Source organism: Bartonella sp. AU18XJBT, assembly GCF_028618595.1.
Classification (GTDB): domain Bacteria; phylum Pseudomonadota; class Alphaproteobacteria; order Rhizobiales; family Rhizobiaceae; genus Bartonella.
Map to the genome: position 1 here is coordinate 71,421 of NZ_JAQITE010000003.1, position 16,448 is coordinate 87,868.

Genomic DNA, 16,448 nt, shown 5'->3' on the forward strand with positions numbered 1-16,448 from the left:
TGAATATTAATGATAACATTCATCTTTTACCTTTATAATAAAAAGATAGTGCTATTATCAAGGATAGATCATTACGATAATGATAGAAACATCAATCAAGGAGACTGAAAACAAGATTATATTTATTAATAAAAATATGTAAAATTAGCTGAACAATAATGTGTCTTATTCGTAAGATAAGCCCTTATAAAAAAGACAGTATGTTGATTTATAATGATAATATATCTTTATTCATATTAAATAAGGTTTCTAATATCATAAGATTCTCTCATTTTTAATATGTTTATGTTGAATCTATCAAAATCATTTTTTGACACGAGACAAGCGGAATAAGTGTGTGGTTAAAATTATTGAGAAAGGACTTTTAAAATGCCCACAATGAACCGCCTAAAGTGCTACGGATTGTTGCAATCATTGAGGGTAGGCTAAACTTAATGCTGATGCCGACTTGCTCCTTCATAAATGTAAAAATACCAGTACTCAATGGGTTTACCATTATATCATTCACGAGAAATCATGGTAAAATAAGCTTAAGAAGCCTTAAGAAACATTGCTTTAAAACAAGCACATGAATTGGTAAACCAATGGGCATTATACATCCCGCAATTTGCACTGATGAGATATTGACTTAACTTTTTATAAAACCAAATCAAAGAAAAATGGCAAAACTCAGCGCTTATTCTTTCCCTTCTTCATATTTTACCAAATTAAAAACCTTATAAAAAACTCGTTAAATATACACATACGATACATGACTACCGTTGGACGTATAAAACTCTGGGTACATCCATAAAACGTCTAAATATCTACAAAACACATTGCCATGCTAGACGCTAGATATTGATTTGTAAAACAATTTCAAAACACATGTTTTGCTAAAAAAGAAACACATATAAAATAAAAAAATACTATTTTATCGTGCTCTATCAAGAACACGCTTACATTCAATGAGCTCAAACAGGATTTCTTGCAACAATGCTTTATCAGTTTTATCTTTGTAAAGATTCACAGAACCGACAGATGTTTCTCCTTCATTCCTCATGAAACTCAAAAGCCCAAAAGAAGATTTCTTAGGCTTATTGCTAGCATTTTCAGAAGTTTGTCCTGCATGTTTCTTCTCTATAACCACATTCATAGCATCAAGATCACCGTTACCTAGTGCAGTCACAAAAGCAACACCATTCTCTTTCAAAAGGCGTTGCACACCTTTTATCGTATAACCCTGATCATATAATAACTGCTTAATACCATTGAGCAAATCAACATCGACTGGACGATAATAGCGCCTTCTTCCCCCACGTTTCATTGGTTTAATCTGCCTAAAACGTGTTTCCCAGAATCTTAAGACGTGCTGCGGAAGCTCCAATAACTCGGCTACTTCGCTAATTGTGCGAAAAGCATCAGAGATTTTATCCATTTTGCAACACCTTATTTAAAACAAAATAAATTACTTTATAACGAATCATTCTGTCCTAATTTCTCAACAAGATTAGTCAAAAATAAGACCATCATTTACGACTTCTCAACAGTCTTTTTCTAAAAAACAAAGAACTTCATTTTATACATTTTTTTAACAAATACCAAACATATTATGGCATTGTTTTATGAGATATCATTTCTTCTGTCTTACACGATGCGAATCTAAAATTCTCTGTTTAAGGACATTGGCAGCCTTAAACGTCACAACACGTCTCGGCGGAATAGGTGCTTCAACACCTGTTTTTGGATTGCGTCCAACACGCTCATTTTTACTACGAACCTGAAAAGTTGCAAAAGAAGATAATTTAACCGCTTCACCTCTTACAAGTGAGTTGCAAATCTCATCCAAAACCAATTCGACTAAAGCTGCTGATTCAGTATGTGACAAGCCCACTCTTTTACAAACTACGCTCGCTAAATCTGCACGCGTTACTGTCTTACTTGTCATTATAACCACCTATTAAAATATTAAAAATTACAAAATGACTTATACGTTTTCTTGAAATATGGTCAAGTAGCCATGATTTACCAACGAATAAGAATTGCACCCCATGTAAATCCACCTCCCATGGCTTCTAACATGATAAGATCTCCTTCTTTTATTTTTCCATCACAAACAGCTGCTGTTAAAGCCAACGGAACTGATGCCGCAGACGTATTACCATGTTGATCAACGGTAATCACAACTTTATCTAGTGAAATTCCCAGCTTTTTAGCAGATGCTTCAATAATGCGCTTATTAGCCTGATGAGGTACAAACCAATCTAGTTGTGAAGAATCCACACCTGCAGCTGCAAAACAATCATCAACCACATCCGTTATCATACCAACAGCATATTTAAAAACTTCTCGTCCTTCCATACGCAAATAGCCTGTCGTTTGTGTTGTTGAAGGTCCACCATCAACATATAGCTTATCTATATAAGCTCCATTAGAGCGCAGTTTCGCAGACAATATACCACGCTCAAAAGCAATCCCCCCCTCAATTTCTTGTGCTTCCAAAATAGCAGCACCCGCACCATCACCAAACAAAACACATGTCGTACGATCTTCCCAATCTAAAATTCGAGAAAATGTATCGGATCCAATAACTAAAATTCTTTTAGCACCTCCACATCGTAAATAAGAATCTCCCGTTGTTAAAGCAAAAATAAAACCAGAGCAAACAGCTTGAATATCAAAAGAAAATCCATGGCTCATTCCCAAAGCATGCTGAATTTCCACAGCAGAAGCAGGAAAAGTACGATTCGGGGTGGACGTTGCTAAAATAATACAATCAATGTCTTTTATTGTTAAACCAGCATTTGTAAGTGCTGCTTGCGCAGCCTCAACTCCTAAAGAAACAGTCGTTTCATTTTCACTGGCAATATAACGTTGGCGTATTCCTGTACGCTGAACAATCCATGAATCTGACGTTTCGACAAACTTTGCAATCTCATCATTTGATAAACTTTTTTTCGGCAAAGCACTCCCTACACCACGTATAATTGACCGAATCATTCAGCTCTTACCTTTTCTTCAAATTTTTCATTTCTATTATAAGAGCTTATCATAAGGACTCTCCATTCACCGCCGCTTCATCTTCTTGATCAAAAAGTGTTTCTTTATTCTCATGAAACCGTCGCAAATCAGCAGTTATTTTTTTCAAAAGCCCATTATTAACCATCTCATAACCAACGCGGATAGCAGAAGCAAAACCATTAGCATTAGCACTCCCATGGCTTTTGATCACAACACCATTCAACCCCAAAAGAACTCCTCCATTCACCCTATCGGGATCCATTTTATGTTTCAGTATACGAAAAGCACCCCGCGATAAAAAATAACCAAGAGATGTTAAAAAAGAACTGCGCAGTGCAGAGTTTAAAATCTCTCCTATCTGTCGCGCGGTTCCTTCTGCGGTTTTTAAAGCAATATTACCAGAAAACCCCTCTGTTACAACAACATCGACTGTTCCTTTTCCAATGTCATTGCCTTCAACAAATCCTTTATATTCCAATCCTTCTAATTGCACTTCACGCAATATCATTCCTGCTTTTTTTATTTCATAAAGCCCTTTAACCTCTTCCACCCCCACATTTAAAAGTCCAACACTTGGTCTTTCAGTGTGATATAAAGCGCGAAACATACCCGCTCCCATAACCGCCAAATCAACCAACTGACTAGCAGAGGCACCAATTGTTGCTCCAATATCTAAAACGATACTCTCACTGCGAAGTGTTGGCCAGATACCCGCAATACCAGGACGTTCTGCCTCTGCTAGCATTTTCAAACAAAAATAAGACATAGCCATGAGTGCACCTGTATTACCAGCAGAAATACAAGCATCAGCTTCACCATTTTTTACCGCTTCAATGGCGTACCACATTGATGATTTACCACGTCCATTACGAAGTGCTTGGCTTGGCTTTTCATCCATGCGTGTATAACTTTCTGTAGGGCAAAAGCGCGATACAGAATCTAAACAAGGATATTTTTTTAAAACCGGACGAACAGCCTCCTCTACTCCATAAAACAGAAAATAAATATTTGATAAATATTTTTGTACAATTGCTGCTCCTGCAATAGCTGCTTCTGGACCGTAATCACCGCCCATGACATCCACAGAAATTCTAATCACGCTTTCATATCCCACATCTTTTCATTTACATCTTTAAATACATATTATGATTTTTGGCTCCTGAACACTCGCAAAGCAAATCTTGCGAAAATCACTCCGCAGAAAATACCGTTTAGCATATAATAGATATTTTTTTTATGTTTTTACAATCACTTCCAATTTTTCAAAACAGAAAATGGAGAGATTTTTTGCTCTGTTTCTTCTAAATTTTCAACCATATTCATCTTTATCCCCTCTTTACGTGGATAATGATTAATAGACAACTCAAAAAACTCTTCCATGATTGCACCAATATCAATTTTATCATCATAAAACACTTCAGGAGTATCAAGCCCCTCCATATCTAAAAACAATTCTCCTGTATCCTCTGATATTTTGGGCTTCATCAAATTTGAATCTTCAGGAACAAAAACAACCTCAATATTTTCACAAAGGATATTTTCTAATGTTTCTAATGTAACAACACATAACTGTAGTATATGCGCTTGCAACAGACCTTTTATACGCACTCCGCGTTTTTTCCACGGGAAAATATGGAATTCTCCCTCACAAGATTTTACTTCAATTAAATTATGGTTCTGGGCTAAATGTGTACATTCTTTTTTGTTTGCACAAAGATGAACCCTTATACCTTTAGCAGGTAGAGAACGTACGGATATTGGATAAGTCAAAGCAAATGTCATTTGAGGAACATTTTGAACATTCATTGACAACTCCCAAACATAAAAACGCATAAAGCACTGTGTTTTTATTTATCTCAAGTATTTATGCATTTTTTTCTTTTCTAAAGAAATTCTATATGGCATAATTTGCTTTATAACAAAGAAACTCAGTGTAAGCTACGGTAGATTAAGTTAAAATTAGAAAAAACTTGAGGTTGCCTTCTTGTCCTACATCTCAATATAAAAGGAGATATCATTGTTTCAAATGCCTCACATAATAGCTTTAATCAAACGTAAATTATTGATTGGTCTATCAATGGCAAGCATAGGAGTGCTTGCTGGATGTAGTCTTCTTGATTCTTCAGGTTCGAGCCAAATTTATAGAGAGGGCTATGTTCTTGATAAAAATGCTCTAAGTTCTATTGCTATTGGCTCAAGTCAAGAGCAAGTTCTTTTAACTTTAGGGACTCCTTCACTAAAAACAAAATATGATAATGAAGTTTTTTATTACATCTCACAGACACGCTATCGTGGGATGCAGTTTATGAAAACAAAGATTATTGATCGCAAAGTTTTAGCCATTTACTTCAATAAAAATGATCAGGTTGCGAAAGTTGCAAATTACGGATTACAAGACGGTCAAGTGTTTGATTTTATTACACAAACAACACCAACTGTAACGAAAGAACATCCTTTCTTAATTCAAATTATAAAAGGCCCTGCCAATTTGCCACCCCATAACTAAATCATATAGTCTACATATCGTCTCAATATTATTAGGTCTGATATTATCAGACCTAATAATAAGGGGATTTTTAGCTCTTATAGGCGGATTTTTTTTGCCATACTGTCGAGAACTGCATTAACAAGTTTTGGCTCATCACCTTCAAAAAATGCCTTTGCTATGTCAACATATTCATTCATGACAACCGCAACGGGAACATCTTTACGGTTGATCAACTCCCATAAACCTGCTCGTAAAATTGCTCGCAATATAGAATCAAGACGTGAAAGAGACCACTCTGCAGAGAGCTGTTGATGAAGCAGAGGATCAAGCTGCTTTTGATCTTTTACAACACCCGTTATAATAGCCAAAAACCACTGAAAATCAGCTTCAAGATACTGATCTCCATCAATATCTTTTCCCAAACGATAAGCCTCATACTCAGCTGCCGTTTCCATCACCCCTGACCCCACGATATCCATTTGATAGAGGGCTTGAACTGCAGCAAGTCTTGCTGCTCCACGTTTATTGGCTGAACGCGGAAAATGTCTGCTTTTTATATCAGCCATATTTAACGATTATCTCCAAATCTCTTTTTTAGAGCGATCATACATAAAGCAGCTTCAGCCGCAAAACCACCTTTATTTTTGTCATCTAGTTTTGCACGCGCCCATGCTTGTTCTTCATTTTCAACAGTCAAAATACCATTTCCAATAGCCAAGTGCTGATGAACAGTTAAATCCATCAATGCACGACAAGAATCATTAGCAACAATTTCAAAGTGATATGTTTCGCCCCGAATAACACAACCAAGAGCAACATAACCATCATAAGATATGTTATTTTGTTCAGCAAAAGCTATTGCACTTGGTATTTCTAACGCTCCAGGAACCGTTACAACATCATAACTTGCTTCAGCTTTTTGCAAAGTATTCATTGCACCTCTCAAAAGCGCATCAGAAATCCCCTCATAAAAGCATGCTTCAACAATCAATACGTGAGGCTTTTTACGTATCTCTTTCATCATAATGGAATTCCACAAAAAACGAATCAAAAAAATCAAGGTTATAAAGCATAAAATTCTGAAAACGATCAATAGAGTTTTAGCTTATTCATCTTCTCTTTTTAAAGCAAAAAGTTTTGCAGCATAACGAGCAAGCTGATCAATTTCCAAATTGACCAGATCTCCAATTTTAGCTTTTCCCCACGTTGTCATTTCGAGTGTATGGCGAATAATAAGAACATCAAAAACACAATCCTCAACACCATTAACAGTCAAAGACGTCCCATTAAGTGCAATAGATCCCTTATTGACAATGAAAGGCATAAATTGTCTTGCAACTTTTAAATAAAAACGAATTGCATCCCCTTCATTTTTTTGATCAATGATTTCAGCCAAACCATCAATATGACCGGAAACCAAATGTCCTCCCATTTCATCACCTAATCGAAGCGAACGTTCCAAATTAACAAAAGTTCCTTTTGTCCATTGTGCAAGATTCGTTAAACGTAATGTTTCTTCCCATGCTTCTACTGCAAACCAACCAGCAGTCGCTTGTTGTATCCCCCGCTCTACAATTGTCAGACAAATTCCTGAACAAGCAATTGATGCGCCAATTTCCAAACTCTGTATGTCATAGCGCGTAGAAATATCTAAACGCATCCCCTGCTTTAAAGGTTGTACATCTTCAACACAACCAATATCCGTTATAATTCCTGTGAACATAATGTCTTACGTCTCCATTTATAAAAACGGTCATTTCCAAACATTCTTGTCTCAATCTCGTGAAACTGCGAGAGATAATTTCCAAAATGAGGGGCTTCAACACGACCTTCGCCTAAAATAACGGGGGCATAAAAACATATCAAATGATCCACACAACCGGCATTCAAAAACTTTTCCCCTGTCTTTACGCCCCCTTCCAATAAAACACTATTAATCCCATGTTTATAAAGCATCTGTAAAAGAGTAAAGGGTTCTACACAACCATTGTTCATCTCTACCGAATAAACAGACACACCATATTGCTCCAATGCATTTTTTTTGCTTTTCTTTGAAAGATCCACATCACAAATAACCCATGTAGGAATTTTCATGGCTGTTTGGACAACTTTTGCATCAAGGGGGATCGATAAATCTGCATCCAAAATAATACGAATTGGTGAGCGCACCTCCATCCCTGGCAAGCGGCAATTGAGTTGTGGATCATCTGCTAATATAGTACCAATACCAACGAGGATAGCATTATTTTGAGCACGTAGAACATGCGTATGGGCATGAGAAAGTGTTCCACTAATTTTTACGCTGCCCTTTTCTCTTTTTCCAACACCATTATCGGCAGAAATTGCCATTTTAAAAGTGACCGCACAGCGTTGTATCTTCCTTATGCACCAATGTGTCCATAAAGATTCAAAAGCCTCTTCAGCTAAAATTCCCTCAACCACTTCAATCCCCGCCGCTCGCAAAAGAGCAATACCATGACCGTCAACACGCTTGTCACAATCAGTCAGCGCAACAACAACTCGAGAAATCCCTGAATCAATAAGTGCATTCACACACGGCGAAGTTTTTCCATAATGCGCGCAAGGTTCTAAAGTAACATAAGCAGTCGCTCCTTGAGCCAAAGAACCAGCCATATGTAAAGCTTGCACTTCCGCATGAGGACTCCCATGAATAGCTGTTACGCCATAGCCAACAATAAATGCTCCCGCACCATTATCGTTTCGCACAATTAACGTACCAACGGAAGGATTCCCACCTGTAAGACCGACATGACGTTCTGCTAAACGAATAGCCGCAGCCATAAACCGTTCATCTTGCAATTTTTTATTCATCAAAACGAGATTCTGTATCCGCAATACCCTTTGATAATTCGTCTATAACATCGTGAAAATCGCTTGCATTACGAAAATCTCGATACACAGAAGCAAAACGAATATAAGCAATATCATCAATTCTTTTCAATGCTTCCATCACAAGATGTCCAATTTTTTCTGAAGAAATCTCTGGTTCTCCCAAACTTTCAAGCTGACGCACAATGCCAGAAATTGCTCGTTCAATATGATCAGGATCAATATTGCGCTTACGTACAGCCACATCAACTGATCGCATTAACTTATCACGATCGAATGGTTCACATCGTCCACTTTTTTTAGTAACCAAGAGCTCACGCAACTGGACACGTTCAAAAGTTGTAAAACGACCACCACAAACGGAACACACACGGCGGCGGCGAATCACTGCCCCCTCTTCTGCTGGACGTGAGTCTTTAACCTGTGTATCCTCGTATTGGCAGTAAGGACAGCGCATCTTTTGTGTCCTTAACGAGTGCTAAGATAAGAGTAAAGAGGAAATTGACTCGTTAAATCTTTTACCTTTTTCTTAACAGCCATTTCAACGGCATAATTATCTTCATCACTTTTTGCGCTCCGAAGACCATCAAGAACTTCTGAAACCAGATGACCAACTTGAATAAACTCTTTTTCTAAAAAACCGCGCGTTGTGGCAGCAGGTGATCCCAAGCGAATGCCCGATGTTATAGATGGCGTTTCAGGATCAAAAGGAATACCATTTTTATTGCAGGTAATATGAGCGCGCCCCAAAGCCAATTCAGCACGTTTACCTGTTAGATTTTTGGAACGTAAATCAACCAACAACAAATGATTATCTGTACCACCAGAAACAATATTAAAACCAGTACTCTGTAATATTTTTGCTAAAGTTTTCGCATTAGCGACCACATTGGCACTGTAACTCTTGAAAGAAGGACGCAAAGCCTCCTCAAATGCAACAGCCTTTGCGGCAATTACATGCATTAAAGGACCACCTTGAAGACCAGGAAAAATTGCAGAATTAACTTTTCTGGATAAAGACTCATCATTTGTCAATATTAAACCACCACGAGGACCTCGAAGCGACTTATGTGTTGTTGTTGTTACAATATGCGCATGTGGAACTGGTGAAGGATGCACGCCACCAGCAACAAGACCAGCAATATGAGACATATCAACGAGTAAATGAGCACCAATCTCATCTGCAATTTCACGGAATCGTTTCCAATCCCATAGCCGTGGATAAGATGAGCCACCCGCTATAATAAGTTTGGGCTTACGTTCTTTTGCAAGCTGCTCAACCTCATCCATATCAATAATCTGATCTTCTTGACGCACGCCATAGGAAACAACATCAAACCATTTTCCTGACATATTAACAGATGAACCATGCGTAAGGTGACCACCAGCATTTAAGTCTAATCCCATAAATGTGTCACCAGGCTGAAGTAAAGCTAAAAAGACAGCTTGATTCATTTGGCTACCAGAATTAGGCTGTACATTCGCAAAAGCAGCACCAAAAAGCTGTTTTGCCCTTTCAATGGCTAAATCTTCAACGACGTCAACAAATTGACACCCGCCATAGTAGCGCTTTCTTGGATAACCTTCTGCATACTTATTAGTTAAAACAGACCCCTGCGCTTCAAGGACCGCTCTTGAAACAATGTTCTCTGAAGCAATCAGCTCAATTTCATGTTGTTGACGCTCAAACTCCCCTCTAATTGCATCAAAGATTGCACCATCAACAGTTTGTAAATTATCATTAAAAAAGCGCTTTTGTGCGTCATTTTCTTGTTGAGTCATAAAACACGTTCCTAACATAAAAAAATAAAGTCACTGAACGATAACACAGCAAACCATGCAAACCAAACATTTTAAACCACTTACACTCAAAAATAATGATGTAAATATTTATCTTACTCTTTGTTATAAAAACAGCGAAAAGCTTCCCTCTCAAAAATAGTAAAAAATGAGATTACATTTCTTTTTTACACGCTTATTTGTTTACACCTTTTACAAAAGGTATCTATAATCTAAAGAAATTCAATAATTTAATGATTAAAAATAATTTATAATGTGAAAAGCTGAATATAATAGGAAAAGTTAATACAAGGCAAATAAGAATGCTAACAAAAGTTTTTATTGATGGTGAACATGGCACAACCGGACTGCAAATACAAAAACGCTTAGAGAGGCGTACAGATTTAAAACTACTCTCTCTTGCTCATAAAGATCGCCATAATGTTCATCTGCGACAAGACTATCTTAATCAAGCCGATATTGCTATTTTGTGTCTTCCAGATGATGCTGCACGTAAAACAGTTCATTGGCTTAAAAAAAATAAAAAGATTAGGATTATTGATAGCTCGACAGCCCACCGTGTTGCACCAGACTGGGTTTACGGTTTTCCTGAAATGACATCAGGACAAAGAAAGCGCATCCAAGAAGCACATTATGTAACCAATCCAGGATGCTACCCTACCGGTGCCATTAGTTTGATTCGCCCACTCCGTGAAGCAGGACTGCTAGACGCCTATTATCCCATCTCGATTAATGCAATCTCCGGCTATACCGGTGGTGGAAAACAGTTGATTTTACAAATGGAAAATCAATCCCAACAAAATATTCAGGACAATTATTTTATCTATGGTCTTAATCTTGAACACAAACATGTGCCAGAAATTAAAATCTATGGACAAGTCAATCAAACCCCAATTTTTATACCAAGTGTTGGTCGTTTTCCCCAAGGAATGATTGTAAATCTTCCACTGCATCGCCATTTATTCACAAAATCAGCAAACTGTTCTGATTTGCGCGAAATTCTCGCAAACCATTACGATGGACAAAATACCATTTTAGTTGCATCACAAGAAGAAACTGCTTCACTTCAAAGACTTAATCCAGAGTGTTTAGCCAATAACGATGATATGAAACTATTCGTATTTGGAAATGATCGTGAAGGTATTTTTAATCTCAGCGCCATATTCGATAATTTAGGAAAAGGCGCATCAGCTGCGGCTATCCAGAACCTCGATTTAATGCTTTCAAGCGACTAAACCTCCCTAAACACAAACTTTTATTCAACAACCCGATATGCTCCTTTTGTTGCTCGCCAATGCGCAACCGCAAAACATAACACTGCTAGTGCCATACTTTGATGAATGAGCCCTAAACTTATAGGAACCTCATGTAACAGTGTTAGGATACCCAAGAATGCTTGGATAATAATCATAACACAGATAAGAAATGCACGACGAGAATGGGTTGAATGTGGAATGTTTTTTTGTACATAGAAAGCATGAATAACTGAGACAATAAATAAAAAATAAGCAAAAAACCGATGAATAAATTGAACCATTAAGGAATTTTCGAATAAATTGAGCCAAACAGGACGAAGCTGCAACAATCCATCCGGAATAATCTGCCCATCCATAAGAGGCCATGTATTATAGACTTTTCCAGCATGAAGCCCTGCAACCAACGCTCCAAAATAAATCTCTATCAAGACGAGAACAACAAGCCAAGCCGCAAAATATTGCACCTTTTGATTTGCTGGCTTTTCTGAGTATTCTGCAAGTCCTCGAGATAAATAAGTAACAAAAACAATAACAAAACATGCCGTTATAAGATGAAATGCCAAACGATATTGGCTCACACTTGTTAAATTACTTTGCCCAATCCCTGAAGCAACCATCCACCAACCAATAAAGCCTTGAAAGGCGATAAGGATAGGCACGACAATAAGCGGGAATAAGATATTTTTTTCAACATGCTTAGTCACCCAAAACCAAATGAGCCCCAATAAAGCGACAAGACCAACAAGACGCCCAAGAACACGATGCGCCCATTCCCACCAAAAAATGACCTTAAAAGCACTTAAAGTCATATCAGGATTAAGCAGCTTATATTGTGCTATCTGTTGATATTTTAAAAATTCCTCTTGCCATTGATCTACACCAATCGGTGGAATAACGCCGTGTATTGGCTTCCATTCCGTTATAGATAATCCTGATCCCGTCAAACGAGTAGCACCACCTACTAAGACAATTGCTAAACAAAGCAATAAAATAGAGTAAAGCCACACCTGTATTTGTTTTCTATTTTTCTTTTGCACAGGTGTTAAAATGCTATTGTTTAATCTCTTTACTGCCATTTCTGATTGCCCCACGCTTCTCTCCAACTACAATGCATTTTAAAATTTAAACATTAACTCTTTGTGTATTTTAGTATGTACTATAACTTTAGCAAAAAACAAGCGTACCACTATAACATGCGATACATATTTCTGTTTTACGAACTTTATGATGCAACAACGCGATAAACAGTCTTTGGAAAGCTGTCTACCATCCGCATCATCCATTCTTGTTCATTAAGAACAGTATTACAAATATAATAGTCTGTTAGCTCTGCAAATTGCTCAAATCCATATTTTGGTTCGCTTGCCATCTCTAAGATGATAAAATCATATTCTTTTTTAAATTCTTGTAATATATGAGAAATGTCATTTGAAAAATCTTGTGCAGAAATAGCACTTGTTAACCCCTGAGGAAGAATATCAACCCCCGTATCATAATCACGGTAAATAACATCATGCAACTTGGCATTGCCCGTTAAAATATCACTCAGTCCGCGATGTGGACCAATGACTTTCTCTATTTGTTGACCAGAAATATCAACCAACAAAATTGTTTTGTTCTCTTTTGTGAGATGAAGTGAAAGCTTTGCTGCTGTCCGTGCAGCCTCTGGTCCAATGATTGAAATAATGGTTGAAGCACGCCATTTCAAAACATCAGATAATCCCTCTATCGTAATAAAAGCTTCAAATTTCTTCATTTCTTGAGAGACTAAAATACTCTCGTTCTTCTCAAAAGCATTTTCTTTTGATCTCAAATCCTCCTCAGAAAGTTGATCTTTTTTGCTTTTAAAGCACGGATAAAATAACAGTATTCCTAGCAAAAGAGTAAGGAAGCTGGCCAATGCACTCACAAGAATATTTTTTCCATAAAGAGCCATAAAAGAAATTGGTGCTAACGTTGTTGGCGTAACCACGTGGATATTTGTATTTTGCAAGAGAAGAGGATCATCACTCAAGCTCCGATATGAACCAATAGTTTTTTCTCTTCGTTGAGCAGATTTGCTCATCGCTTTATTTTGTGCATAGACTGCTGCTTTTATTTTATTTTCAAACTCGTTAAATATTTCATTCAAAGATTGGGATTGATCTTTTACAAAAAAGTTCATTCTTTTTTTGAGCTGTTCTTCTAATTCCGTTGCAATAACTTCATCTGAATGAACTTGATAAACGATTTGTAAAATTTTATTTTTTAATTGTTGAGAAACTGTCTCTAATTCCGCACTCATTGCTTTAATTTGAGGATGTGCCCACCCCAATTGCGCTGCCATATGTGCTCTTTGCGTTTCCAAAAGATCACGTTTAGATTCCAGAGCAACAATTGCTGAATTACCTGCAATAAATGATAAAGACAGTAAAGACTGTCCCTTTTCACGCATCATATTAATCATTGAATTCAAACTTGTTAAATGAATGCGCTTTAAAGTTGCTTGCGTTAATTGCATAGAAAGATCATGAAGCTCTGTTTGTTTTACACCATGCTGAATAAAAGAATCAATAGATGTAAGAAATCCCTGCACGATATTAACGATTGCAGTATTATCATATTGTTTGTCTTCTAATTTATCATTTAATAAGAATTGTTTCTGTTTTATGATTGCTTGTGAAAATGCGGAAAACCAAGTTTCCAACCCACGTTGAGCTGTTTCAAGTGTCTCAGCTTCAAAAGTAAGATTGATAAAATCACCATGACGCGATAAACGGATATTTTCATGATCTTTTTTCTTATAAGAAGCACTTAAAGAAAAATGCGAATCATTAAAGAACATAGGCTGTGAAAACAAAAAGGCGATAACATTGTCTTGCTTTTTAATTGGTAACGGTTTTCCTACAGAATCAGATAATGAAAATATTAAAGTTGCTTGGTAACCACGGGGTTTGACAAAATAATACAACCAAATCAAAGATATACATAGCATTTGTAATAGCAAAACAGTCAAAATGCTTCGCCATACGGTACGTACGAATAGTCTTTTATTACACTTAAGACTCATCTTTATTTTAACCAGCAAAATACTTCTTCATATTGTTTTATTAAGAGAAAGTAGTAACTATCCTCTTAACTTGCTGTCATATTATTTTCAGATAAGAAAAACATAAAATTTGAACACAAATGTTTAGCAATAGCTTAAAAAAACTTAATTCATATTTTTTTTGATGTTCTCTAATTGTTTTTTTGCTTCAGAAGTAATAACGGCTCTAATGGTCATAGACCCATCATCATGTCCTTCTTGCACTATTTCCGCAGAGTTTTCATAAAACCAATCGATAAGCGACATTTCATGAGGTTTTAAAAGATATTCAATGCTTTGCACCTCTCCAAAAATTCGCTTTTCAATATCTCTTAATAATTGATGGAGTCCATCTCCCTTAAGTGCTGATACCATGAGAGCAGGATTTAATCGTGTTTTTGCGCTTGTTTGTAAAACACTCAATGCCTGCTCATCCAACATATCAATCTTATTCCAAACTTCTATAATATGCTCCATATCATCAATATCGATATCAAGACTTGAAAGCACTTCTAAAACATCTTGGGCATGTGCACGATGATCAAGATCTGACATATCTCTTACATGAAGAATGAGATCTGCTTCAACCACTTCTTCAAGGGTTGCTCTAAAAGCTGCAATCAAATTTGTTGGCAAATTAGAAATAAACCCTACAGTATCAGACAAAAGAATAGTTTTTCCATGAGGAAGAACAACTTTGCGCAAAGTCGGATCAAGCGTTGCAAATAACATATTCTTTGCTAAAACATCTGCACCACTTAAACGATTAAAGAGAGTTGATTTTCCTGTATTCGTATATCCTACCAATGCCACAACAGGATAAGATGTTTTTTTCCTTTTTGCTCTATGAAGTGCACGTGTTTTAATAACCGTTTCCAACTCGCGGCGAATACGAATAATTTTTTCTTGTAAAAGACGTCTATCTGCTTCAATTTGCGTCTCACCAGGTCCACCTAGGAAGCCACGCCCCCCCCGTTGTCTTTCCAAGTGTGTCCAACTACGTACAAGTCGCCCTTTTTGATAGGACAAATGCGCTAACTCTACTTGCAAAACGCCTTCTTTTGTTCTTGCACGATCCCCAAAAATTTCAAGAATCAAAGCCGTTCTATCGATAACTTTGCAATTCCATAATTTTTCTAAATTACGCTGCTGTACTGGCGTTAAAAAATGATCTACAATCACAAGCTCAATAGAATATTCATCGATATAACAGATTAACGCAGCTATTTTACCTTTTCCAAAGAGAGTCGCAGAGCGAGGCGTTGCGATATTAATCGTTTCATAATTAACAACTTCTAACCTTATAGCACGCGCTAATCCCAATGCCTCTTTAACACGAGAAGATATAGAACACTCTCTCAAAGAGCTTTCACTTCTATTTTCTTGGAAAATCGGTATCAACACAAGTGCGCGCACCTGCCCTGTATTCTGCGAAAATACCCCTCCTAATCTCTCATTTTCATTTATCATAGCAATCTAAGTACTTTTAAAATGGGATAAGAGGTCTATCTTAAAATGATATGTTTACTCAGGACTTTCACCCTCAAACATCTGTACAGGCTGCCCAGGCATAATTGTAGAAATAGCATGCTTATAAACCAATTGCGCATGTCCATCTCGACGCAAAAGAACACAAAAGTTATCAAATGAAGTTACAATACCCGTGAGTTTAACGCCATTGACAAGAAAAATTGTAAGGGAAATTTTTTGCTTACGCACCGTATTTAAAAACACATCTTGCAGGTGTTGTGATCGCTCTGCCATTATTCTTACACCTTCATCTCAATTGCATAAAATATTTTGTGCATGCATATCGACTGAAAAATATGCAATTGTCAACGTAGAAGCTTCAAAATTTAGCAACAAACAACTGAAATTAGAGAAAAAACGGCTCTTTAAGGCAATAATAAAGCGCAACTTACAAAAAGCTATATTAAATTAAAAATTTTTCCACGTTTACTTTTTTATGAGCTTACAATTCAAAGAC

At 36.8% G+C, this 16,448-nt stretch carries 17 protein-coding genes; 2 read left to right on the plus strand and 15 right to left on the minus strand.

Annotated elements, in window-relative coordinates; genetic code table 11:
- Positions 1 to 913: 913 nt before the first annotated feature.
- The 5 genes from PVV60_RS01855 to PVV60_RS01875 form a co-directional block, all read right to left on the minus strand.
- Positions 914 to 1,417 carry a MerR family transcriptional regulator gene (locus PVV60_RS01855; protein WP_273722708.1) on the minus strand — a complete coding sequence of 168 codons (504 nt, stop codon included), beginning with the start codon at positions 1,415 to 1,417 and terminating at the stop codon, positions 914 to 916.
- A 195-nt stretch (positions 1,418 to 1,612) separates the two neighbouring features.
- Positions 1,613 to 1,927 carry an integration host factor subunit alpha gene (locus PVV60_RS01860; protein ID WP_273722709.1) on the minus strand — a complete coding sequence of 105 codons (315 nt, stop codon included), beginning with the start codon at positions 1,925 to 1,927 and terminating at the stop codon, positions 1,613 to 1,615.
- Between the two features lie 77 nt (positions 1,928 to 2,004).
- Positions 2,005 to 2,979, minus strand: coding sequence for a beta-ketoacyl-ACP synthase III (locus tag PVV60_RS01865; protein WP_273722710.1), 975 nt, complete (start codon positions 2,977 to 2,979; stop codon positions 2,005 to 2,007).
- Between the two features lie 49 nt (positions 2,980 to 3,028).
- On the minus strand, positions 3,029 to 4,099 hold the full coding sequence (gene plsX / locus PVV60_RS01870; protein ID WP_273722712.1) for a phosphate acyltransferase PlsX: 1,071 nt from the start codon (positions 4,097 to 4,099) through the stop codon (positions 3,029 to 3,031).
- A gap of 149 nt (positions 4,100 to 4,248) precedes the next feature.
- Complete coding sequence (locus PVV60_RS01875) at positions 4,249 to 4,806, minus strand: DUF177 domain-containing protein (RefSeq protein WP_273722713.1); 558 nt, start codon at positions 4,804 to 4,806, stop codon at positions 4,249 to 4,251.
- 220 nt (positions 4,807 to 5,026) lie between these two features.
- Between PVV60_RS01875 and PVV60_RS01880 the strand changes: the two genes are divergently transcribed.
- Positions 5,027 to 5,506 carry an outer membrane protein assembly factor BamE gene (locus PVV60_RS01880; protein ID WP_273722776.1) on the plus strand — a complete coding sequence of 160 codons (480 nt, stop codon included), beginning with the start codon at positions 5,027 to 5,029 and terminating at the stop codon, positions 5,504 to 5,506.
- 77 nt (positions 5,507 to 5,583) lie between these two features.
- Here the strand turns inward: PVV60_RS01880 and nusB are convergent, their stop codons facing one another.
- From nusB to glyA, 6 genes are all read right to left on the minus strand, one after another.
- A complete protein-coding gene (gene nusB / locus PVV60_RS01885) occupies positions 5,584 to 6,054 on the minus strand; it encodes a transcription antitermination factor NusB (RefSeq protein ID WP_273722714.1) in 471 nt (156 codons plus the stop codon).
- A gap of 2 nt (positions 6,055 to 6,056) precedes the next feature.
- A complete protein-coding gene (locus PVV60_RS01890; RefSeq protein WP_273722715.1) occupies positions 6,057 to 6,512 on the minus strand; it encodes a 6,7-dimethyl-8-ribityllumazine synthase in 456 nt (151 codons plus the stop codon).
- A gap of 81 nt (positions 6,513 to 6,593) precedes the next feature.
- On the minus strand, positions 6,594 to 7,211 hold the full coding sequence (locus tag PVV60_RS01895) for a riboflavin synthase (protein ID WP_273722716.1): 618 nt from the start codon (positions 7,209 to 7,211) through the stop codon (positions 6,594 to 6,596).
- The gene (ribD, locus tag PVV60_RS01900) at positions 7,193 to 8,320 is read right to left on the minus strand and encodes a bifunctional diaminohydroxyphosphoribosylaminopyrimidine deaminase/5-amino-6-(5-phosphoribosylamino)uracil reductase RibD (RefSeq protein WP_273722717.1); all 1,128 of its coding nucleotides are present in this window, start codon (positions 8,318 to 8,320) and stop codon (positions 7,193 to 7,195) included. The genes PVV60_RS01895 and ribD overlap by 19 nt, the downstream gene beginning before the upstream one ends.
- Positions 8,313 to 8,795 carry a transcriptional regulator NrdR gene (gene nrdR / locus PVV60_RS01905; protein WP_273722718.1) on the minus strand — a complete coding sequence of 161 codons (483 nt, stop codon included), beginning with the start codon at positions 8,793 to 8,795 and terminating at the stop codon, positions 8,313 to 8,315. Before nrdR ends, ribD begins: the two co-directional genes overlap by 8 nt.
- Positions 8,796 to 8,806: 11 nt before the next feature.
- Positions 8,807 to 10,120 carry a serine hydroxymethyltransferase gene (gene glyA / locus PVV60_RS01910; protein WP_273722720.1) on the minus strand — a complete coding sequence of 438 codons (1,314 nt, stop codon included), beginning with the start codon at positions 10,118 to 10,120 and terminating at the stop codon, positions 8,807 to 8,809.
- 320 nt (positions 10,121 to 10,440) lie between these two features.
- Here glyA and argC point away from each other — a divergent pair, with 320 nt between their 5' ends.
- Positions 10,441 to 11,373, plus strand: coding sequence for an N-acetyl-gamma-glutamyl-phosphate reductase (gene argC, locus PVV60_RS01915; protein ID WP_273722721.1), 933 nt, complete (start codon positions 10,441 to 10,443; stop codon positions 11,371 to 11,373).
- Between the two features lie 20 nt (positions 11,374 to 11,393).
- Here the strand turns inward: argC and PVV60_RS01920 are convergent, their stop codons facing one another.
- The 4 genes from PVV60_RS01920 to hfq all read right to left on the minus strand — a co-directional run bounded on the left by PVV60_RS01920 (position 11,394) and on the right by hfq (position 16,225).
- A complete protein-coding gene (locus PVV60_RS01920) occupies positions 11,394 to 12,470 on the minus strand; it encodes a COX15/CtaA family protein (protein ID WP_273722778.1) in 1,077 nt (358 codons plus the stop codon).
- 146 nt (positions 12,471 to 12,616) lie between these two features.
- Positions 12,617 to 14,443: a hypothetical protein gene (locus PVV60_RS01925; protein ID WP_273722723.1), complete on the minus strand. Its 1,827-nt coding sequence runs from the start codon at positions 14,441 to 14,443 to the stop codon at positions 12,617 to 12,619.
- A gap of 144 nt (positions 14,444 to 14,587) precedes the next feature.
- The gene (hflX, locus tag PVV60_RS01930; RefSeq protein WP_273722724.1) at positions 14,588 to 15,931 is read right to left on the minus strand and encodes a GTPase HflX; all 1,344 of its coding nucleotides are present in this window, start codon (positions 15,929 to 15,931) and stop codon (positions 14,588 to 14,590) included.
- A 54-nt stretch (positions 15,932 to 15,985) separates the two neighbouring features.
- Entirely contained in the window at positions 15,986 to 16,225 is a 240-nt protein-coding gene (gene hfq, locus PVV60_RS01935; RefSeq protein WP_005773461.1) for an RNA chaperone Hfq, read from the minus strand.
- Between the last annotated feature and the right edge of the window lie 223 nt (positions 16,226 to 16,448).